This is a genomic window from Streptomyces sp. YKOK-I1, from assembly GCF_054660435.1.
In genome coordinates, this window is sequence record NZ_BAAGDR010000001.1 from 2,835,255 (window position 1) to 2,855,498 (window position 20,244).

The following is a 20,244-nucleotide window of genomic DNA, read 5'->3' on the forward strand; positions in this document are numbered from 1 at the left end:
GACAGGCGCATGGTGCTGGTGGTGTCGGAAGAGGTGCGGGAGGCGGTCGACGCGCGTCGACCCGTGGTGGCTCTGGAGTCCACGATCATCGCTCACGGGCTGCCGCGCCCACGCAACCTCCAGGTGGCGCGGGAGCTGGAGGCCGCCGTCCGCTCGGAGGGCGCCGTTCCGGCGACGATCGCCGTGCTGGACGGGCGGCCCCATATCGGCCTCGACAAGGAGCAGCTGGAGCGGGTCGCCAACGAGGACGGCATCCGCAAGCTGGGCCACCGTGACCTGCCGCTCGCGGTGGCCTCGGGGGCGAGCGGCGCGACCACGGTGTCGGCGACGGCGCTGCTGGCCGCACTGGCGGGGGTCCGGGTGTTCGCGACGGGCGGGCTCGGCGGGGTGCACCGGGAATGGACGGTGACCCAGGACGAATCGGCCGACCTGGGGCTGCTCGCGCGGACCAGGATCACGGTGGTGTGCGCGGGCGTGAAGTCGATCCTGGACGTTCCGGCGACCTTGCAGCGTCTGGAGACCCTGGGCGTGGCCGTCGCCGGATACGGCACGGACCGCTTCCCGGGCTTCTACCTGTCCGACTCGGGTCATCCGGTGGACTGGACGCTGGAGACCCCCGCGCAGGTGGCCGAGGTGATGCGGGCCCAGGACACGCTCGGCGGGCCGGAGTCGGCGCTGATCGTCGCCAACCCGGTGCCCGAGGAGGAGCAGCTGGATCCCGAGGTGCACGCGCGCGTGCTCGCGGACGCGCTGCAGGCGTGCGAGGAGGCGGGCGTCACCGGCCAGGGGGTCACTCCGTTCCTCCTCGACCACCTCGTCCGGCACACCGACGGGGCGTCGCTGAGCGCCAATCTGGCGGCGGTGCGCGGCAACGTCAGCCTCGCGGCCAGGATCGCGGCGGCCTGGGCCGAGGGATGACCGGACGCCCGGGCGGACCGGAGCGCCCGCGCGGCGGGCCGGGCACGGCAGCGGTACCGGCTCCGCCCTCGTCCGAGGGCGGGAACCCGCCGGGCGGGGCGCTGCTGGTCGTCGGGGACGTGGTGACGGACGTCGTCGCACGGCATCGGGGGCCGCTGGCGTCGGGTACGGACACGGCCGCCGCGATCCGGACCCTGCCGGGCGGCGCGGGCGCCAATGTGGCGTGCTGGGCGGCGCACCGGGGGTGTTCCGACGTACGGCTGCTCGGCCGGGTCGGTGCGGACTCGGCGGCCTGGCACGAACGGGAGCTGACCGCGTGCGGGGTGCGGCCCCGGCTCGTCGTCGATCCGCAGGCACCGACCGGGACGGTGATCTGTCTGGTGGACGCACAGGCCGCGGCCGAGCGGACGTTCCTCACGGACAGCGGGGCCGCGCTGCGGCTGGAGCCCGGCGACTGGTCCGACGCCCTGCTGGACGGGGTGGGCCGCCTGCATCTGTCGGGCTATCTGCTGTTCTCCGCGTCCGGGCGGGCCCTGGTGCGTACGGCGTTGGCGTCGGCACGGGCGCGCGGAGTGCCGACGAGCCTCGATCCGGCGTCGGCGGGCTTCCTGGTGGAGCTGGGCGCCGAGCGTTTCCTCTCGCTCGTCGAGGGGGTGGACGTACTGCTGCCGAGCCGTGACGAGTCGTGTCTGCTGACCGGTCTGCCGGACGGAGCGGAGGCGGCGGCCGAGCTGAGCCGCCGTGTCCCGCTCGTCGTGGCCAAGCAGGGGGCCGGCGGGGCGCTGATCGCGCGCGGCGGCGCGGTCGTCGCCGCCGTTCCGGCCGTCCCCGCGACCCCCAGGGACACCACGGGCGCCGGCGACGCCTTCACGGGCGCCTTCCTCGCCTCCCTCCTGCGGGGCGACGAGCCTGCGGCAGCGGCGGCCGAGGGGTGCCGGGCGGGAGCCCGCGCGGTGGAACGGGTGGGAGCCCGGCCGCCCACTCCCGGCGACGGGACGACACCGGCGGTCACGAACGGAACCCGGGCCACCGGCTCCCAGGTCACCGGCTCCCGGGCCACCGGTTGAGGCCGCGTCGGCGGGGCGCATCGGCCCGTTCTCCGACGGACGGCCAAGTGGCTCCCGGCGGACGGCCCGGCGGTGCTCGGGCGGACGGCGGCCCAGCGGTCCCCGGTCGCGGCCCAGTCGTGCCCGGCGGTCGGCCCGCCCGCCGCCGGGCGTCGGCGTGGCCCGCGCACACCCCTCGGTCCCACAACCCCGCGGTCCTTGAGGCTGTCCCGTCCCCGACAAGCGGTCCCGCCGGGTCTAAGCCTTGCGTCCCCAGGCGGAGATCATCGGGGCCGTGGCCAGGTCCATGGTGCCGGAGGCGACGTTGGTCAGATGGCAGTCGATCTCCTCGGTGGTCGCGAGACCGGCGCTGACGAGTCTGTCGCGGATCTGGCGGACCGTCGCCGACTCCAGGGCGGCGCAGGCGGGTGAGGTGACGGGGAAGTAGGCGTCGGCCTCGACGCGCTGGAGTCCGGCCTCGCGCAGCAGACGCGGGAGCTTACGGCCGTAGGAGAGGTCGGCGCCCCGGTCGGCGAGCAGCGTGCGGAAGCCGTGGCGCAGCCGGTTGGCGAGCTGCTGTTCGGGGCCGTACTCATCGGGACAGAGCAGGGGCTGGAGGGCGGGGTCACCGTCCTCGACGAGCAGGCGTCCGCCGGGGCGCAGGGCCTTCACCATGGAACGCAACGCCCGTTCCCGGTCCGGGACATGGACCAGGACGAGCCGGGCGTGCACCAGGTCGAAGCCCTCGGCGGGGGGCTCCTCGACGCCGACGTCGTGGACGCGCACCTCGACCGGCGGGCGGGCGGCCGGGGTGAGCCGGGAGGTGTCGATGTCGGTCGCGACGACCTTGCCGGTGGGGCCGACCTTCTTCGCCAGCCAGGCCACCACCGAGGTCCCGCCGGCCCCGACCTCCCAGCAGCGCCAGCCGGGGCCGACCCCCAGCCCCTCGAGGTGGCGGAACGTCGTGGGGTCGAAGAGGGCGGCGAAGGCGTCGAAGCGCTCCGCCGCCTCGGTCTGCCGGTTGTCGAGAAGGTACCCGTCGGTTCGCGTCATGTGCCGATCATCCCAGTTCTCCCGTTTGCCGGAGGCGGTCGACGCGGCCATGAATCCATGCCGGGGCGTCGTGGTGTTCCTGTCGGGAGAGGGCGGGGAACCCGCATCGGTGGTGGCGGGTAACACCGTTGTCCACAGGCGGGAACAAACCGGAACCAGCCCTTTCCACAGGCTTACCCACGGCATACGCGAGCCTGGCAAACTGGCGGACCAGGGCGCGGGAGTACGGCGCGAGGAGAGCCACGCAAGGAGATCCAGATGACCATGGCAGGGAATCTGCGGAAGGTCACCGGCCTCGGCCGGGTCGGCGGCCTGCGCGGGGTGGCACGGCTCGCCCGGCGTCGCGCCCGGGTCGATCTCAGTCACCACGCGCGCTCCCCGCTGGGCTCCTCGGTGGTGAACTGCGTGACCTACCAGGAGGGTGTGCGCGCCCCTGTCTGCGAGGATCTGGTCGAGACGGTCGAGCGGGTGCGCAAGAGCGGCCAGGGCTTCGTCTGGCTCGGGCTGCACGAACCGACGAACGCCGAGTTCGCGGGCATCGCCGAACTCTTCGACCTGCACCCGCTGGCCGTGGAGGACGCCGTCGAGGCCCACCAGCGCCCCAAGGTCGAGCGGTACGGCGAGACACTGTTCGCGGTCTTCAAGACGGTCTGCTACGTCGAGCACGAGGAGCTGACCGCGACGAGCGAGGTGGTGAACACCGGCGAGATCATGGTCTTCGTCGGCCAGGACTTCGTCGTCACGGTCCGTCACGGGCGGCACGGCTCGCTGGGCCCACTGCGCGAGGAGCTGGAGTCCGATCCGGGGCAGCTCACCAAGGGCCCGTCGGCGGTGCTGCACGCGATCGCGGACCATGTCGTGGACGACTATCTGAACGTCACGGACGCGGTACAGGGGGACATCGACCAGGTCGAGGCGGACGTCTTCGCGGAGAACGGGGCACGGGCCGACCCGGGGCGCATCTACCAGCTCAAGCGTGAACTCCTGGAGCTGAAGCGGGCGGTGGTCCCGCTCAAGCGCCCGCTGCTGGATCTCGCAGACCGCCCGGTGCGGGTGATCGAACCGGAGATACAGGCGTACTTCCGGGACGTCTCCGACCATCTGCTGCGGGCCACGGAACAGATCGCCGCGTTCGACGAACTGCTCAACTCCATCCTTCAGGCGCATCTGGCGCAGGTCACCGTCGCGCAGAACGAGGACATGCGCAAGATCACCGCCTGGGCCGCGGTGATCGCGGTGCCGACGATGGTCTGCGGGGTGTACGGCATGAACTTCGATCACATGCCGGAGCTGCACTGGAGGTTCGGCTATCCCCTGGTCATCGGTGTGATATCCGTGGCCTGCCTGGTGCTGTACCGCGGCTTCCGGCGCAACGGCTGGCTCTGAGGGCACCCGGCCCCGGGCGGCGGCAGGGCCGGGGCGTCGTGGGCACGGTCAGGGTCCGGTCCTGGCGTAGACGCTCCCGGCCCAGGAGGCGATCTGGCCCTCGCTCAGATGCCGGGCGAGGTCGGCCTCGCTGATCATGCCGACCAGGCGCTTGTTCTCGATGACGGGGAGCCTGCGGATCTGATGGTCCTGCATCTCGCCGAGCACGTCACCGACGTCGGCGCTCGCGTCGATCCAGCGCGGGGTGCCCCGGGCCATCTCTCCGGCGGTGACCTTCGCCGGGTCGCGGCCCATGGCCACGCAGCCGACGACGATGTCGCGGTCGGTGAGGATGCCGCAGAGCCGGTCGTTGTCGTCGCCGATGGGCAGGGCTCCGACATTGAGTTCGCGCATCAACTGTGCGGCGCGGTCGAGGGTTTCATGGGCGGGGATCCAGCGGGCTCCCCGGTGCATGATGTCTCCGGCTGTGGTCATGGGTACCTCCCGGTACCGGACGGCCGGCGCGGCGCGGGGGGCACCGCTCGTCCCGGCGCCCCTCCATTCTCGCCGCGCCCGCGGGCACCCGCATCTCACCCGGCCGTCCGGCTGCGCCCCGGCTCACCCGCCCCACGCCGGATGGCGCGGATCGTCCGCACGGACCAGGACATCGGCCGTGGCGGCGGGGTCGGTCTCGGCGGCGTACGTGTCGAAGGCGGGCAGCGTCCACCGGTCCGCGTCCGGGGTGCGTCGGCGCAGGGCGGCCGGGGAGAGCTGGACATGGACGGTGAGGTCGAAGGGGAACCAGTGTCGTAGGAGGAGGGGACCGTGCAGCAGCAGGAAACCGCCCGGCGGGAGGTCGACGTACGGACTGCGGGTGGCCCGGTCCGTGGCCGGGTCCCAGAAGTCGGGAAGGATCCGCCCGTCACCGCCGGGCTCCAGGGGGCCGAACACCTCGCGCCAGAGGGTCCCGGTGTCGAACCAGCCGTCGTAGTAGGCCTCGACATCGTGCCGGCCGTACTCCAGGCGGAGGGAGGCGGGACGCAGGAAGCCGTGTGCGTCCACGACATGGGAGGCGCGGCCGCGTATCCGCAGCGCCTCGGCGACACGGGCCGCGAGGTCTCCGGGGCGGGCCGCCGGGGCGCCGTCGAAGGCGATACGGGGCCAGGGGCTGCCGTCCGCCGGCTTCAGGTCGAGCAGCCGCTCGGCGAGGAGGTCGCCGAGCCGTTCCCAGGTGATCGCTTCGAGTCGCACACCGCCCATGATGCGTCAGGCACCGGTCGCGAAGCGTCGCGGTCGCCGTCCGGCGGGGGAACGCCGCGTGCGGGCGCGAGCCGAGGCGCCGGTCGGGTGCTACCTCGCCCACCAGCGGGAATGAAGCCTGCATGGCAGCACCGACAACGCCCCCGTCCCGCACCGGCCTTCTCGTCGTCCAGCCGCTTCGACGGAAGTACTGTGCGGGCTGCCGCCGGGGCCCGCAGTCGATGCTGGTGCTGGAGGAGAGCGGGTCCCGCTGCCTTGACTGCGCCGACCTGGGGCACCTGGTGTTCCTGCCCCGCGGCGACACGGCGCTGACACGCAGGTCGCGGGAGGAGAGCGGGCTGTCGGCGGTGGTCATGCGGTTCAACCGGCGCAAAGGGCGCTACGAGCGGCAGGGCGTCCTGGTCGAGGAGGCGGGGCTCGCCCGGGCCGAGCAGCGGTGCCTGGCCGACGCCGAGGCCCGGCGGCGGCGCCGGCTGCGGGACGCGCGGCGGCGGGCCGTGACGGACGCGCGGTTCACGGAGGCGTTCGCGGCAGAGATCCTGCGCCTGCTGCCCGGCTGCCCGGTGGCGCGGGCCCGGGAGATCGCGGCCCACGCCTCGGTGCGGGGCAGCGGGCGGGTGGGCCGCAGCGCCGCCGGGCGGGCGTTGACCGAGGGCGCGGTGATCTCGGCGGTCGCGGCCTCCGTACGGCATCTGGAGACGCCCTACGACGAGCTGCTGATGAACGGCGTGCCGCGCAACGAGGCGAGACGGCGGATCGCGGCAGGGGTGGAGGCACGGCTGCGGGAGTGGCGGGAGGGCGGGGGCGGGGAGGGTGGGGAGGGGAGGGGGGAGGGGAGGGGGGAGGGGAGGGGGGAGGGGGCCCCTCCCCCCGGTCACCGGTCACCGATCGCTGGTCACCGGTCACCAGTCACCAGTCACCGATCACATACGGGATATCACTTGAGGTGACAGGGCAGGGCCGGGCAGGATCTTCGGACGACAGGGGGAGTTCACGGTGACAGTGATCGACGGACCGTATCCGATGCTCGCGCTGCTCGGCGCCGTCACGACGGGGGTGATGGCGGGGGTGTTCTGCGCGTTCTCGGTGCTGGTGATGCGGGGGCTCGCCAAGCTGCCGGCCGCGCAGGGGGTCGCCGCGATGAACGCGATCAACTCCTCGGCGATGACGCCGGTGTTCCTGGTGCTGTTCCTGGGGGCGGCGGGGTTGTGCGCGGGGATCGCCATGGTGACGTTCCTGCTGTGGCCGGACGAGGGGATGCTCCCGTTGCTGCTGGGCAGCGGGCTGTATCTGGTCGGTGCGTTCGGGGTGACCGTCGTGGCGAACGTGCCGCGCAACGAGACGCTGATGAAGCTGGAGCCGGGGGCGCCGGAAGCGGCGGCGTACTGGCCGACGTACGTGCGCCAGTGGACGCGCTGGAACCATGTGCGGGCGGTCACCTCGGCGGCGGCGGCGATCGTGTACGCGATATCCCTGGTCTGAGCCGGACCGGATCCGAGTCGGTCCGGTCTCCGGTCGGGCCTGGCGTCCGCCTCTCTGCACGGCGGACGGACCGGACGTATCGTGGCCGAAAGAGTGCCGCCCGATGACGCTCGGCCTGTCCACGCGTACGCAAGGAAGACGCCCATGGCCGATCCCAAGGGATTCATGACGACCCCCCGCCAGGACTGGCCCCGCCGGCCGGTCGAGGAGCGGGTGCGGGACTGGGACGAGGTGTACGTCCCCGGCGCGCTCCTGCCCATCGTCAGCAAGCAGGCCGACCGCTGCATGGACTGCGGCGTCCCCTTCTGTCACGACGCGTGTCCGCTCGGCAACCTGATCCCGGAGTGGAACGACCTGGTGTCGCGGGAGGACTGGCGGGCGGCGAGCGACCGGCTGCACGCGACGAACAACTTCCCCGAGTTCACCGGACGGTTGTGTCCTGCGCCGTGCGAGGCGGGGTGCGTCCTCGCCATCAACCAGCCCGCCGTGACGATCAAGAACGTCGAGGTGGCGATCGCCGACCGGGCCTGGGCCGAGGGGTTCGCGCCGCCGAGCCCGCCGGACCGGCTCTCGGGGAAGACGGTGGCGGTGATCGGTTCGGGGCCGACCGGGCTGGCCGCCGCGCAGCAGCTGACCCGGGCCGGGCACACGGTCGCGGTGTACGAGAAGGACGACCGGATCGGCGGTCTCCTGCGGTACGGGATCCCCGAGTTCAAGATGGAGAAGCGCCATCTGGACCGGCGGATCGAGCAGATGATCGCCGAGGGGACGCGGTTCCGTACGGGCACGGCGGTGGGGCGGGACGTGGGCGCGGCCGAGTTGCGGGCCCGCTACGACGCCGTGGTGATCGCCACCGGGGCGACGGCCTGGCGGGAACTTCCGGTGCCGGGGCGGGAGTTGGCCGGGATACATCAGGCGATGGAGTATCTGCCGCTGGCCAACCGGGTGTGCGAGGGCGATCTCGAGGTCTCGCCGATGTCGGCGGCCGGACTTGATGTGGTGATCGTCGGCGGCGGGGACACCGGCGCGGACTGCCTGGGGACGGCGGTCCGCGAGGGCGCGGCGTCGGTGACCCAGCTCGACATCTACGCCCAGCCCGGCGCGGACCGTGACGAGGACATGGATCCCTGGCCGACGTACCCGAAGATCTACCGGCTGTCGGCCGCGCACGAGGAGGCGCGCGAGCTGCGCAGTGCGCCGGCGGCCGACGCGGACGCGCGCCTGTTCGCGGCGTCCACGCTCCGCTTCAGCGGGGACGAGGACGGGCGGGTGCGGTCGTTGCATCTCGTCGAGGTGGACGCGCGGCGGCGGCCGGTGGCGGGGAGCGGGCGGGAGCTGCCGGTGGACCTGGTGCTGCTGGCGCTCGGTTTCTCCGGGCCGGACCGGGCGGACGGGCTCGTGGACCAGCTGGGGCTGACGCTCGAGCCGCGGGGCACCATCGCGCGGGACCGTGACTTCGCGACGAACGTCCCCGGCGTGTTCGCGGCCGGGGACGCGGCGCGCGGGCAGTCGCTGATCGTGTGGGCGATCGCGGAGGGGCGTGCGGTGGCGGCGGCGGTGGACCGGCGGCTCTCGGGCGGTTCGCGGCTGCCGGCGCCCATATCGCCGTACGACCGTCCTATGAGCGTGTGACGGTGGTACGGCGATATGTCCCGGCGGTCCCGCCGCACGACCGGTCAGCGGCGTTCGTCCGTGCCCGCGACCTTGCCCGTCGCGAGGGCCACCCGGTTCCAGGTGTTGATCGTGCAGATGAGGGCGAGCACCTGGGCCAGTTCGTGGTCGTCGAAGTGGGCGGCTGCCTCGGCGTAGACGTCGTCCGGGACGCCTCCGTCGGCGACCAGGGTGACCGCCTCGGTCAGGGCGAGGGCCGCCTGTTCCTTCTCGGTGTAGAAGTGGCGGGCCTCGCGCCAGACGGCGACCAGGTGCAGGCGGTCCTCGCTCTCGCCGGCCTTGCGGGCGTCGTTGGTGTGCATGTGCAGGCAGTACGCGCAGTGGTTGAGCAGCGAGGCGCGGATCTGGATCAGTTCGACGAGGGCGGGGTCGAGGCCCTCGCGGGCGGCGGCGTCGAGGCCGATGAGGGCGCGGAAGGCCGGCCGGGCGGACTTCCCGAAGTCGAGCCGGGTGCGTGCGGCCTCCGCGGCGGCGATCGCCCCGGAAAGGAGCGCGGCGGTCTGGAGGGCGGCGGTCGTGGTGTCGGTCGTGTGCGTCGTCATGCAGATAAACCTAGGGGCATGAAAGACCTCCGATAGGGTGCATTTCCATGGCGGATTCGTGGGTCAATTCTGCGGAGCGGATCGGTGCCGACCTGCATGTGGAGCTGTCCGGGCCGGGCGGGCGGCGGGCGGCTCTGATCGGGGCGCTGCGCGAGGCCGTGCGCAGCGGGCGGCTGGCGCCGGGGACGCGGCTGCCGCCGTACCGTTCGCTCGCCGCGGATCTCGGGGTGGCGCGCAACACGGTGGCGGACGCGTACGCCGAGCTCGTCGCGGAGGGCTGGCTGACCGCGCGTCAGGGCTCGGGTACCCGGGTCGCCGATCGTGCCCTCCCGCTGCGGCATGCCGAGCGGGTGCCGGTGAAGGCGCCGCTCCGCGCGCGTGGCCCTCGGCACGATCTGCGGCAGGGCACCCCGGACGCCTCGGCGTTCCCGCGCGCGGCCTGGCTGGCCTCCTATCGGCGGGCGCTGCAACAGGCGCCGAGCGAGGTGTTCGGGCCGGGTGATCCGGCCGGGCGCCGGGAGTTGCGCGAGGCGCTGACCGAGTATCTGGCACGTGCGCGTGGTGTGCGGACCGAGCCGGAGCGGATCGTGATCTGCTCCGGTTTCGCCCACGCCCTGCGGCTGTTGTGCGGTCCGGGTGGGGTGGTGCGCGGTCCGCTCGCCGTGGAGGCGTACGGGCTTGGCTTCCACCGGGAGCTGCTGGCGGCGGCTGGGGTGCGGACGGTTCCGCTGCCGCTGGACGGGGCCGGGGCGCGTGTCGATCTGCTGGGGCGTGAACGGGGCGTCCTGCTGACGCCCGCTCATCAGTTCCCCACCGGGGGACCGTTGCACGCGGGCCGTCGCGCGGCGGTGATCGACTGGGCCCGCGCGCGGGGCGCGGTGGTGGTGGAGGACGACTACGACGGCGAGTTCCGTTACGACCGCAGGCCGGTGGGCGCCGTGCAGGGCCTCGACCCCGAGCGGGTGATCTACGTCGGTTCGGTCAGCAAGAGTCTCTCGCCCGCGCTGCGCCTCGGCTGGATGGTGCTGCCGCGGCGGTACGTCGACGCCGTCCTCGCCGTCAAGGGGGAGCGGGAGGCGTGGGCGAGTGTCCTGGAGCAGCTGAGCCTGGCCGACTTCGTCGTGTCGGGGGCGTACGACCGTCATGTCCGGCGTATGCGACAGCGCTACCGGGGTCGCCGGGACCGGCTGGTGGAGGTGCTGGCCGCGCGGGCCCCGCACATCGAGGTCGGCGGGGTCGCGGCGGGTCTGCACGCGGTGCTGCGTCTGCCGGCGGGCACCGAGCGGTCGGCGGTGAAGGCGGCCACCTGGCACGGGGTCGCGCTGGACGGGCTGGCCGACTACCGGCACCCGGGGACGGACATGGCGGTGGGGGACGGCCTGGTCGTCGGATACGCGACGCCCTCGGAGCATGCGTACGGGGCGGCGCTGGAGGCCCTGTGCGAGGTGCTGCCGCCGCCGGGCACGGCACCCGGGCCGGTCGGCCCGGCCGGTGTGAAAGCGGGCCCGGTCGGTCGAGCAGGTGCGGCATCCGGGCCAACTGGTCGAGCCGGTGCGGAACCCGGCCGGGCCGGGCCGGCCGGTACGCAACTTGGCCCAGCCGGGCCGGCCGGTACGGAACCCGGACCAGCCGGGTCGGCCGGTACGGAACCTGGACCAGCCGGGCCGACCGGTAAGGAACCCGGCCCAGCCGGGCCAGCCGGTACGCAACTTGGCCCGGCCGGGCCGACCGGTACGCAACCCGGCCCGGCCTCCGGCTCTGTGTCCGGAGGGGGTGCTGCGGGTCCTCTCCGGTCCCAGGGGAAGGGCTCTGTGGGGAGGTAGGTGTGCCGGACCGGGCCCCTGACGGCCTCCCGCTGCCGGGCGGTCGTCAGGGGGTGAAGGTGCCGAGGGTGCGGGCCAGGGCTCGGGGCCTGAGGCTCGGGGGGCTACGGCTTGCGGGCCACCGCCCCGTAGCCGGGGATGACCCCGTCCTCCTGGCCCGGGACCGGTTCGCCGAGTTCGGGGTGCCAGTCGGGTACGACCGCCACGCCCGGGTCGACCAGGTCGAGCCCGTCGAAGAAGCGGCTGAACTCCTCGCGGGAGCGCAGGGCCAGGGTCACGCCCGCGGCCTTGAGTTTCTCCGTGGCCGCCGCGGACTCCTCCGGGGTGAAGTCGGCGGTGGCGTGGGTCATCATCAGGTAGCTGCCCGAGGGGAGTTCGGCGAGCAGTCGGTCGACGAGGTCGTGCGCGCCGTCCTGGTCGGGGACGAAGTGCAGGAGCGCGACCAGCGACAGGGCCACCGGCCGGGTGAGGTCCAGGGTCTTCCTGGCCCCCTCGACGATGGTGGCCGGGTCGCGGACGTCCGCCTGGAGGTACTCGGTGACACCGCCGGGCGTGCTGCGCAGCAGTGCCGCCGCGTGGGCGAGGACGATCGGGTCGTTGTCGCAGTAGACCACGCGGGCGTCCGGTGCGATCTCCTGGGCGACCTGGTGCAGATTGGGCTCGGTGGGGATGCCCGTGCCGATGTCCAGGAACTGGCGGATGCCGTTCCGGGCCAGCCAGCGCGTGGCGCGGTGCATGAACGCGCGGTTGACTCGTGCCATCACCGGCACGCGCGGGTCGAGCGCGAGCATCTGGCGGCCCATGGCCTCGTCGACGGGGTAGTTGTCCTTGCCGCCGAGGTACCAGTCGTACATCCGCGCGGGATGGGGCTTGCTGGTGTCGATCTCGACAGCGGGGGCGGGTTCCTGCCCGGTCATGAAACGCTCCGTAAGACGCAACGAATAATCAAGTCAGTGCCAAATCAAGGATGTCGAAGGACAGAGAGGAACGGGGTGGCAGCAGGGCAATCGAAAAGCGATCGGTGGTGATCAGGTCAGGACAGCAGGAAGTCGGCATCCCCCGCCTTGGCCCCCTCGATGAAGGCCGTCATCTCGTCGGTGGTGTAGATCAGCGCCGGACCGTCCGGGTCGGTCGACTGGCGGACGGCTATCCGGCCGTCGGCGAGCTTCATCGCCTCCAGGCAGTTGCCGCCGTTCCCGCCGCTCCAGGGCTTGTGCCAGCCCTCGCTGCCCAAGTCCCGCGCGGGCATGCCGTTGTAGACCCGTTTGCGCGGCTTGATGCGATCCATTCACAGCTCCTTGCGGAAATCCCTGAGGATCTCCTTCGTGCGATGTGCAGTAGCGGCCTGCGCCGCCATGCGGTCCATGACCTCGAGATGGGTCGCCACCTCGGTGCGCGCGTCGAGATAGACGGCGCCGGTCAAGTACTCGCTGTAGACCATGTCCGGAAGCTCCGGCATGGCGAATCGGAACAGCACGAAGGGCCCGTAGGTGCCGGGGTGCGGCCCGTTCGAGAACGGGGCCACCTGAAGCGTCACGTTGGGCAGCTTCGTCGCCTCGAGCAGTTTGTCGATCTGCGCGCGCATCACCTCCGGACCGCCCACCGGGCGGCGCAGCACCGTCTCGTCCATCACGACCCACAACCGGGGCGCGTCCTTACGAGTGAGCAGTTCCTGGCGTTGCATGCGCAGGTCGACAAGACGCTGGATGTCCTCCGGCCGGGTCTGGCCGATGGCTCCGGACTTCAGGACCCCGCGCGCGTAGTCCTCGGTCTGGAGCAGACCGGGGACGAAGTGCGGTTCGTACTGGCGGATCAGGGCGGCCGCGCCCTCCAGGCTGACGTGCATCGAGAACCAGCCGGGCAGGACGTCGTGGAAGCGCTGCCACCAGCCGGGCTTGTTGGCCTCCTCGGCCAGCTGCACGAACCCCTCGGCCTCCTCGTCGGTGACGCCGTAGGCCTTCAGCAGCAGCTGGAGATACGGGATCTTGAGGCCGACCTCGGCCATCTCCATCCGGCGGACGGTGGCGGGGGCGACCCGGAGGATGCGGGCGGCCTCCTCCCGCTTGAGCCCTGCGCGTTCCCGCAGGTCCAGCAGGCGCCGGCCGAGGACGACCTGTCCGACGGTCGGCGCGGACCGCGGTTCGCTCACGCTCCACCTCCACGAAGAGCCCCGGCCGCCCGGTCGTCTCGGCCGCGCTGAGCAGCCCCCGACCGGCCGGTGACGGAACGAATCCTGACAGCCCTACGGCGCCATTCGAAGACCTATTCGAACGATCTGTACGACTACGTACGGATCTCCGGTGATCCCAACTGGCGCCGCTCAACATGCTGTTGCGAGCAGTGTGCCACGGCCCTCCACCGCGTCACACAGCACTCTGCATTTTTCAGAGTGACACTTGCCAAGTGTTCACGGCGCGGCGATAGTGGCAAGCGTGATTCCGTCCGCGCCTTTAGGAACAGACGCCGCCGCAGGCCGCCCCCAGGGTCTCGGTGCCGCCCCGGGAGCAGGCCCCGACCAGGCCGCTGCCGAGCGCCGGTTCCGATTCGAACTGGCCGCCCATCCGGGTTCCCCCGCCCAGGCCAGACGCCTGGCACGGGCCCGGCTGACCGGCTGGTCGGTGTGCGAGGACACCTGCGACACCGCGGCTCTCGTCATATCCGAGCTGGTCACCAACGCGATCGTGCACACGGCCAGCGATGTCGTCGTGTGCGAGCTGCTCGACGGTGACGACGTGCTGCGTATAGCCGTGCGCGATCAGGGCTGTACCGCCGAGGATCCGCATCCCTCCCCGCAGCGGCCCGAGGAGGAGCACGGGAGGGGGTTGCTCCTCGTCGAGGCCCTCTGTCACGCGTGGGGCGCCCAGGAGCACGGCTCCGGCCTGCTGGTCTGGGCGGACCTGCCGCGCGGAACGGACGGACCGGCGGCGGTCGCGGAGCCACGGGAGGGCGCCGACGCCGCCCTCGCGGAGCACGCCGAGCCGCGCGACGATCTCGGCTGGGGCGCCCGTCCCAAGCCCGGGCCGGCCGACGGCTCCGGGGACGAGGACGAGGTGGTGGAGCAGATCCACCGCGATCCGATGCAGCCTGGCTCGATCCGTCCCGGCCCGATCCATCCGGGCCAGATCCTTCCCGGCCAGGTCCACCCCGGCCGGTCCGATCTCGACCGGACCGATCGCGACCAGACCGATTCCGACCGGACCGATTCCGAACCGGCAGGTCGAGACCGGACCGATTCCGACCCGGCGCATCGAGACCGGACCGATCGCGACCCGGCGGATCGAGACCGGACCGATTCCGAACGGGCAGGTCGAGACGGGACCGATTCCGACCCGGCAGGTCCAGACCGGACCGATTCCGACCCGGCGCATCGAGACCGGACCGATCGCGACCGGACCCACAGCGCCCGGATGCATCGCGACGCGGTCCGTCCCGAGCAGGCCCGCCCCGAGCGATCTGGTCCCGAGCGATCTGGTCCCGAGCGATCCGATCCCGCGCAGGCCGGCCCCCGGCGGTCTCGCCCCGAGCAGACCAACCGTGAGCCGTCTCGCCCCGACGAGGCCGGCCCGGAGCCGTCTCGCCGTGAGCGAGCCGGCCGCGACCAGGCCCCCCTCGACCGCGGACCGCAGGGCTCCGCTCCGGCGGTGCGTCCGGCGCCCTCACGCGGTGCGGCGGAGGCGTACGCGGCCGAGTTGATGCGCAGGGCCCCGTCCGGCATGCCGAAGCCCACGGGCCAGACCGCGAGCAGGCCCTCGGCCAAGGAGCACCACGCTCCGGAGCAGCGCGCGGCCAACCCCTTCGGCCCGGACCGCCGCACCCCGGAACAGCGCGTGTCCGACCTCTGCGTCCTGGAGCACCAGGGCCCGAGCCATCACGCCCTGGACCAAACCGCTTACGGGCACCCTCCGCTGGGCCACACCTCCGTGAGCCACAGCCACAGTCACAGCCCGCTGAACCACCGCGCGACGGACCACCGCACGCAGGATCACTGCGCACAGGCCCACCGCGCACCGGATCACCGCACCGCCGACGCCCACCGCGCGGACGAGCGCGGCCCGGACCACCAGGCCACCGGCCACTCCCCCGCGCCCGTCGGCCCCAGCGGCCCCGCCGCTCCGGTCACCCCCGTCGGCGAGGCCTCCGTCCCTCGTCCGTTCCCCGGTGTCGGGGGCGGCACGGGGCTCCCTCGGTTCGAGAGAAGCCGAGAGCGAGGGAGGGCATGAGCGGCGCGCCCGGCCGGCCGGTGCGCTCCCTCGACACACTCGTCCGGCTGCGGCGCGACCTGGGCCCCGTCCCGGAGCCGCCCCGCCGGCTGACCGTGCCGGACGGCATGATCGCCCCGCTGGGCTGTGACGCCGTGGCCGTACCGGTCGGCATCGGCCCGCTGCTCCTGCCGCGGCTGCCCCGCGTGGGCTGCGTCTACGCCGACGAGGCGCACTGGTGGTGGCTCGTCCCGTGCGACTCCGACTACGCCCTGGAGTGGCCCGCCCCGGCGCGTTACACGCCTGGCGCGATCGTCCCGGAGTCGCTACCCGCGCCGGACCTCATCCACCGGCCGGACGGCACGCTTCCGTACACCCCGCCGATCCCGCTCTACCTGGCCCTGTGCCGCCTCACGGGCACGACGCCCACCTGGTCACGGCCGATCAGCGCCTAGCCGGCCGCACCACCGACCCCTCTCGCCCCGCGCCACATCACCGGCCCCCTCGCCCGGCCACCCCCGGCGTACGCCCCCGCGCATCCTGCTTCCGCGTCCCGCGCCCTGTCCGGACCCGGCGCCTCTCGGGATAGTGGCCGTTCGTCCACGATCGCGGGAGGCGCACAGGTGGGGAAGGCGGGGAAGTCAGGAGAAGCGGGAGAGACGGGAGCGGCGGAAGCGACAGAAGAGGCACCGAAACCGAAAGGGCCCGACGACCGCGAGGTGTCCGAGTCGGAACGGCTCCTCTTCGGCGGCCCGCTCCGCTACGACATGGGCTGGAACCAGCACCGGGACGCCTTCCTGGAGCTGAGCTTCCGCGCCATGGTGACCCGGCTGCCCTCCCTGCTGGGCGTGAGCCTGCGGCTGGCCCGGCAGGCCGACCCGCGGGCCGCCCGCACCGTGCTGACCGCCGAGGTGGGCCGGGGCATGGCCCAGGCGGTGGGACTGCTCGCAGTGAACGCGGTGCTGAGCCGGCTGATCGGCGGCGGCCCCATCGAGGACCGGCTGCACGGAGCTCTTCCCGCCCTGGTCGTCATGGCCGTCGTCCTCCTCGTCGGAGCGCTGCTGCGGGCCGCGTCGACGTACGCCACGGGGCGGCTGGAGCCCAAGGTGGAGCGGGTGGCGACCGAGCTGTATCTGGAGCGGGCGGCGGCGGTGGAGCTGGCCGCGATCGAGGACCACGCCTTCCACAAGCTGCTGGACACCGCGCAGTACGGCGCCTCTTCCGCCCGGCGGATGATCATGTACGGCACGCGCGTGGTGAACGCGATGATCTCGCTGGTCGCGGCGGCCGGTGTGCTGACGGTGCTGCATCCGCTGCTGCTGCCGCTGCTGATCACGATGACGCTGCCGAGCGCCTGGAGCGCGCTGACGAACGCGCGACGCCGCTACGAGTCGTTCCACACCTGGGTGCAGCACGCGCGCGCGGGTCAGCTCATCGCCTCCCTCCTCACCGAGCCGGAGGCGGCTCCGGAGATCCGGGTGCACGGTGTCGGCCCGTTCCTGCTGCGGCACTTCCGGGCGATGTCGGAGACCGCGGAGGCGGAGCAGGCCCGGCTGGCCCGGCTCGCCGCCCGCACCGGTCTGTTCGCGGCGACCTGGACGGGCCTGGCGACGCTGGCGACGTACGCCACGCTGGGCGGGCTGCTGCTCACCGGGACGATGGCGCTGGCGGTCGCGGGCACCGCGGTGATCGCGATCCGCAGCGGCTCGGCGAGCCTGAACACGCTGGTCCTGGAGGTCAACCAGCTGCATGAGGAGGCCCTGTTCGTGGGGGATCTCCAGCGGTTGTACGTCGAGGCGGCCGAGCGGGCGATCCCGGTGGGCGGGGCGGCCCTGCCGGAGGATCCGCGGGAGATCCGCTTCGAGAACGTCACGTTCGGCTATCCGGGCGAGTCGGCCCGGCCCGCCCTGGAGGACGTCACGCTCTCCCTCCCGCTGGGCCGGATCGTCGCGCTGGTCGGGGAGAACGGCTCCGGCAAGACGACCCTGGTGAAGCTGCTGGCCGGGCTGTACCGGCCGGACCGGGGGCGGATCCTGTGGGACGGTGTGGACGCGGCGGACGCGGACCGGCGCCAACTGGCCGAGCGGATCGCGATGGTGGCGCAGGACTTCAAGCGGTGGCCGTTCACCGCGCGGGTGAACGTGGCGGTGGGGCGTTCGTCGGCGCCGCTGACGGAGGAGCGGCTGGCGGACGCGGTCGCGCAGGCGGGCGCCGAGGAGGTGGTCGGGGATCTGCCGCGCGGTCTGGACACCTTGCTGGCCCGGAACTTCAGCGGCGGGCACGAGCTGTCCGGCGGCCAGTGGCAGCGGCTCGGCATCGCGCGGGCCGCGTACCGGCGGGGCCGCATCCTGATCGTGGACGAGCCGACGGCGGCCCTGGACGCCCGCGCGGAGCTGGAGGTGTTCGACAAGATCCGTGCGCTGGCGGGCAGCGGCCAGACGGTGGTGCTGATCACCCACCGGCTGGCGTCGGTGCGCCACGCGGACCTGGTGCACGTCCTCGACCAGGGCCGGCTGGTGGAGTCCGGGACTCCGGACGAGCTGCTGGCCTGCGGCGGCGTCTACGCGGAGCTGTACGCGCTCCAGGCGGAACAGTTCAGCCCGACGGCGCCCACGCCGAGCGTCGGCTGAGGGTCAGTCCGTGGCGTCGCCGCCCCGGACGATCACCAGGAAGGTGTCGGTCGCGAGGTCCATGACGACCTCGGCGGCCAGTCCCTCCATCCGGCGTGCCTGCGCGAACTCCTCCGCGGGCCACGATCCGCGCGGCCCGCCTGCGGGAAAGCGCTCGAGCACGGTTCGCCCGTTCACCATCTCGCACCTCCAGAAAGCGTCGTACTCCCGTAGGAGTTAACGCCCTCCGGAGGCCGGAAAGCTCGCTCAGTTGCGTTACTGAGACGTAGTTGACACGGGTTCGGCGCGGACGGTGAGGATCCGGTCACGTTCCGGACATCTCCGGCACCGCGCGTGTCAGAGGTCGTACGCGTCGTGATGGCGGACGGGGGCGCCGGCCGGTGGTTCCAGGGCGGTGAGGTCCAGGAGGCCGGGGAGGGAGCCGAGCCCGTCGAGGCCGTGGCCGTGCACCGAGTAGGTGTGGAAGACACGGTCGCCGTCCCGCAGGAAGCAGCTCAGCCCGGGCCGCTCGACGAGGCCGCCGTCCTGCTCCCGTGTGACGTCGAAGTCATGGTTGAAGTCGTTCGTGTACGACGAGTACCAGGGCAGTGTCCAGCCCATGCGGGCCTTGAACTGGAGCAGGCGCGGATACGGCGCCCGGGAGACGGCCGCGAAGGAGACGCCGCGGGCCGTGAGGTGGGCGAGGTGGCCGAGCTGGTCCAGGAAGGCGGAGCAGTGGGGACAGCCCTCCTCCCACTCCGGCGCGAACATGAAGTGGTACAGCAGGAGTTGTCCGCGTCCGCCGAAGAGGTCGAGCAGGGTGGCCTTGCCGTCGCCGCCCTCGAAGACGTACTCCGTGCCGATCCCGACCATGGGCAGGCGCCGCCGTCGCGCGGTCAGCGCCTGCCGGGCGCGGGCCAGCGCCTCCTCCTCGGCGAGCAGTTCCGCGCGTGCCGTGCGCCATGCCTCACGCGAGACGATCTCCGGCAGTCCCGGAAGCTCCGGATGCGCCATGGGGCCCCTCCTGTACTGCAGTTGACTCGAAGGGGTGACCGGGGTGCGGTGCGGAACTCATCGGCGCCGCCGGGAGTTTTTCGCGTGCGGGGCACTTCCGGGGCGGGCGGCGCAGTAGGCGTCATCGTGTCGACGTACGCCGGTGTCGTGTCGTCGTGTGAGCCGTGGCCCGCATCGTGTCGCGGACCTGTCGTCGTGCGCGGTGGCCGGGCACGCTGGCGCCACGACACCTCCCGGAGGGATCCCGGCATGCTCCTCGGCACCTGGAACCTGGAGAACCTGTACCGGCCCGGAGGGCCGTTCGGCCCGAAGGACAAGGCGGCGTACGAGGCGAAGCTCGCCGCGCTCGCCACCGTGGTCACCGCGCTGGACCCGGGGGTGCTCGCCGTGCAGGAGGTCGGTGAGCCGGAGGCGTTGGCGGATCTGCTGGAGACGGTGGGTGGCGCCTGGCACGTGGCGCTCTCCGCGCTCCCGGACGGCCGGGGCATCCGGGTCGGGGTGATCAGCCGTACGCCGCTGGAGGTGCTGGCGGACACGCGCGCGTTCCCGCCGGAGGTGCGGCCGGTGCAGTCGGACGACTCCGGTGCGGTGTCGGACGGGGCGGGGCGCGGGTTCCTGGCGGTGGAGACGGTGACGGAGGCGGGGCCGCTGCGGGTGGCGGTGGCGCATCTGAAGTCGAAGCTGCTGTCGTATCCGGGGGATCGTTTCTTCCCGCGGGACGAGGGCGAACGGGCCCGATACGGCGCGTACGCCCTGCACCGCCGGGCCGCCGAGGCGACGGCGCTGCGGGCGCTCGCCGACGAGCTCCTGGCGGGTGACGGCCAGGCGCGCGATGTGGCGGTGCTGGGCGATCTGAACGACGAGGTGCGGGCGGCGACCACCCAGATCCCGCTCGGTCCGCCCGGGTCGGAGATCGGCACGCCGGGCTTCGAGACACCGGACAGGGGCGACGCGGCCCGGCTGTGGGACGTGGCCCCGCTGATCCCCGCGGAGCGGCGCTACTCGCGGATCGACTCCGGGCGCCGTGAGCTGATCGACCACATCCTGACGAGCCATCGGCTGGTCCACCGGGTGGCGGAGGCGGGGACGGGAAGCGGACCGGGGGCCGAGGGGGTGCTTCGGCTGCCGTCGGTGGGGGCGGATCCGGCGGCACACCGCAGCGAGCCGGGGTCGGACCACGCCCCGGTGTGGGTGCGGATCGACTGACGCGGCCCGAAGCCGGGTCAGCCCGGACACGGTCCCGGTCGGACCACGAGCGCCGG

General features: G+C 73.0%; 18 protein-coding genes and 2 pseudogenes. 11 read left to right on the top strand and 9 right to left on the bottom strand.

Going from position 1 to position 20,244, the window contains the following annotated elements:
* Window positions 1-9: 9 nt before the first annotated feature.
* Complete coding sequence (locus tag ACYQ8Q_RS12195; RefSeq protein ID WP_460064402.1) at window positions 10-918, top strand: pseudouridine-5'-phosphate glycosidase; 909 nt, start codon at window positions 10-12, stop codon at window positions 916-918.
* The gene (locus tag ACYQ8Q_RS12200; protein ID WP_460064404.1) at window positions 915-1,985 is read left to right on the top strand and encodes a carbohydrate kinase family protein; all 1,071 of its coding nucleotides are present in this window, start codon (window positions 915-917) and stop codon (window positions 1,983-1,985) included. Before ACYQ8Q_RS12195 ends, ACYQ8Q_RS12200 begins: the two co-directional genes overlap by 4 nt.
* Before the next feature lie 237 nt (window positions 1,986-2,222).
* Here ACYQ8Q_RS12200 and ACYQ8Q_RS12205 read toward each other — a convergent pair whose 3' ends face one another.
* Window positions 2,223-3,017 (bottom strand): methyltransferase, encoded by a 795-nt coding sequence (locus ACYQ8Q_RS12205; protein ID WP_460064406.1) that lies wholly within the window; start codon window positions 3,015-3,017, stop codon window positions 2,223-2,225.
* Window positions 3,018-3,275: 258 nt separating this feature from the next.
* Here ACYQ8Q_RS12205 and ACYQ8Q_RS12210 point away from each other — a divergent pair, with 258 nt between their 5' ends.
* The gene (locus ACYQ8Q_RS12210) at window positions 3,276-4,403 is read left to right on the top strand and encodes a magnesium and cobalt transport protein CorA (RefSeq protein ID WP_460064408.1); all 1,128 of its coding nucleotides are present in this window, start codon (window positions 3,276-3,278) and stop codon (window positions 4,401-4,403) included.
* 48 nt (window positions 4,404-4,451) lie between these two features.
* Here ACYQ8Q_RS12210 and ACYQ8Q_RS12215 read toward each other — a convergent pair whose 3' ends face one another.
* Entirely contained in the window at window positions 4,452-4,877 is a 426-nt protein-coding gene (locus ACYQ8Q_RS12215; RefSeq protein WP_460064409.1) for a CBS domain-containing protein, read from the bottom strand.
* Between the two features lie 123 nt (window positions 4,878-5,000).
* Window positions 5,001-5,642, bottom strand: coding sequence for a nucleoside/nucleotide kinase family protein (locus tag ACYQ8Q_RS12220; RefSeq protein ID WP_460064411.1), 642 nt, complete (start codon window positions 5,640-5,642; stop codon window positions 5,001-5,003).
* Window positions 5,643-5,764: 122 nt separating this feature from the next.
* On the opposite strand from ACYQ8Q_RS12220, the gene ACYQ8Q_RS12225 reads away from it, so the two are divergent.
* From ACYQ8Q_RS12225 to ACYQ8Q_RS12235, 3 genes are all read left to right on the top strand, one after another.
* The gene (locus ACYQ8Q_RS12225) at window positions 5,765-6,592 is read left to right on the top strand and encodes a DUF2293 domain-containing protein (protein ID WP_460064413.1); all 828 of its coding nucleotides are present in this window, start codon (window positions 5,765-5,767) and stop codon (window positions 6,590-6,592) included.
* Window positions 6,593-6,644: 52 nt separating this feature from the next.
* The gene (locus ACYQ8Q_RS12230; RefSeq protein WP_460073274.1) at window positions 6,645-7,124 is read left to right on the top strand and encodes an anthrone oxygenase family protein; all 480 of its coding nucleotides are present in this window, start codon (window positions 6,645-6,647) and stop codon (window positions 7,122-7,124) included.
* 144 nt (window positions 7,125-7,268) lie between these two features.
* A complete protein-coding gene (locus ACYQ8Q_RS12235) occupies window positions 7,269-8,756 on the top strand; it encodes a glutamate synthase subunit beta (RefSeq protein WP_460064415.1) in 1,488 nt (495 codons plus the stop codon).
* A 44-nt stretch (window positions 8,757-8,800) separates the two neighbouring features.
* Here the strand turns inward: ACYQ8Q_RS12235 and ACYQ8Q_RS12240 are convergent, their stop codons facing one another.
* Window positions 8,801-9,337: a carboxymuconolactone decarboxylase family protein gene (locus tag ACYQ8Q_RS12240; RefSeq protein WP_460064416.1), complete on the bottom strand. Its 537-nt coding sequence runs from the start codon at window positions 9,335-9,337 to the stop codon at window positions 8,801-8,803.
* A 47-nt stretch (window positions 9,338-9,384) separates the two neighbouring features.
* Between ACYQ8Q_RS12240 and pdxR the strand changes: the two are divergent.
* Window positions 9,385-10,794, top strand: a pseudogene (gene pdxR, locus ACYQ8Q_RS12245) (MocR-like pyridoxine biosynthesis transcription factor PdxR); the annotation flags it as partial.
* Between the two features lie 470 nt (window positions 10,795-11,264).
* Here the strand turns inward: pdxR and ACYQ8Q_RS12250 are convergent.
* From ACYQ8Q_RS12250 to ACYQ8Q_RS12260, 3 genes are all read right to left on the bottom strand, one after another.
* A complete protein-coding gene (locus ACYQ8Q_RS12250) occupies window positions 11,265-12,077 on the bottom strand; it encodes an SAM-dependent methyltransferase (protein ID WP_460064418.1) in 813 nt (270 codons plus the stop codon).
* 116 nt (window positions 12,078-12,193) lie between these two features.
* On the bottom strand, window positions 12,194-12,448 hold the full coding sequence (locus tag ACYQ8Q_RS12255; protein WP_055638138.1) for a DUF397 domain-containing protein: 255 nt from the start codon (window positions 12,446-12,448) through the stop codon (window positions 12,194-12,196).
* Window positions 12,449-13,309: a helix-turn-helix domain-containing protein gene (locus ACYQ8Q_RS12260; protein ID WP_460064420.1), complete on the bottom strand. Its 861-nt coding sequence runs from the start codon at window positions 13,307-13,309 to the stop codon at window positions 12,449-12,451. It lies immediately after the preceding gene.
* A gap of 274 nt (window positions 13,310-13,583) precedes the next feature.
* Between ACYQ8Q_RS12260 and ACYQ8Q_RS12265 the strand changes: the two are divergent.
* From ACYQ8Q_RS12265 to ACYQ8Q_RS12275, 3 genes and pseudogenes are all read left to right on the top strand, one after another.
* Window positions 13,584-14,210: pseudogene (locus ACYQ8Q_RS12265) on the top strand (ATP-binding protein); the annotation flags it as partial.
* Window positions 14,211-15,376: 1,166 nt separating this feature from the next.
* Window positions 15,377-15,814: a hypothetical protein gene (locus ACYQ8Q_RS12270; RefSeq protein ID WP_460064422.1), complete on the top strand. Its 438-nt coding sequence runs from the start codon at window positions 15,377-15,379 to the stop codon at window positions 15,812-15,814.
* 312 nt (window positions 15,815-16,126) lie between these two features.
* Window positions 16,127-17,989 (top strand): ABC transporter ATP-binding protein, encoded by a 1,863-nt coding sequence (locus ACYQ8Q_RS12275; protein WP_460073275.1) that lies wholly within the window; start codon window positions 16,127-16,129, stop codon window positions 17,987-17,989.
* Window positions 17,990-17,992: 3 nt separating this feature from the next.
* Here ACYQ8Q_RS12275 and ACYQ8Q_RS12280 read toward each other — a convergent pair whose 3' ends face one another.
* Both ACYQ8Q_RS12280 and ACYQ8Q_RS12285 read right to left on the bottom strand, forming a co-directional pair.
* Entirely contained in the window at window positions 17,993-18,169 is a 177-nt protein-coding gene (locus ACYQ8Q_RS12280; RefSeq protein WP_460064424.1) for a hypothetical protein, read from the bottom strand.
* A gap of 156 nt (window positions 18,170-18,325) precedes the next feature.
* Window positions 18,326-18,982 carry a DUF899 domain-containing protein gene (locus tag ACYQ8Q_RS12285; RefSeq protein ID WP_460064426.1) on the bottom strand — a complete coding sequence of 219 codons (657 nt, stop codon included), beginning with the start codon at window positions 18,980-18,982 and terminating at the stop codon, window positions 18,326-18,328.
* 249 nt (window positions 18,983-19,231) lie between these two features.
* Here ACYQ8Q_RS12285 and ACYQ8Q_RS12290 point away from each other — a divergent pair, with 249 nt between their 5' ends.
* Complete coding sequence (locus ACYQ8Q_RS12290) at window positions 19,232-20,188, top strand: endonuclease/exonuclease/phosphatase family protein (protein WP_460064427.1); 957 nt, start codon at window positions 19,232-19,234, stop codon at window positions 20,186-20,188.
* The last annotated feature ends 56 nt before the right edge of the window (window positions 20,189-20,244 follow it).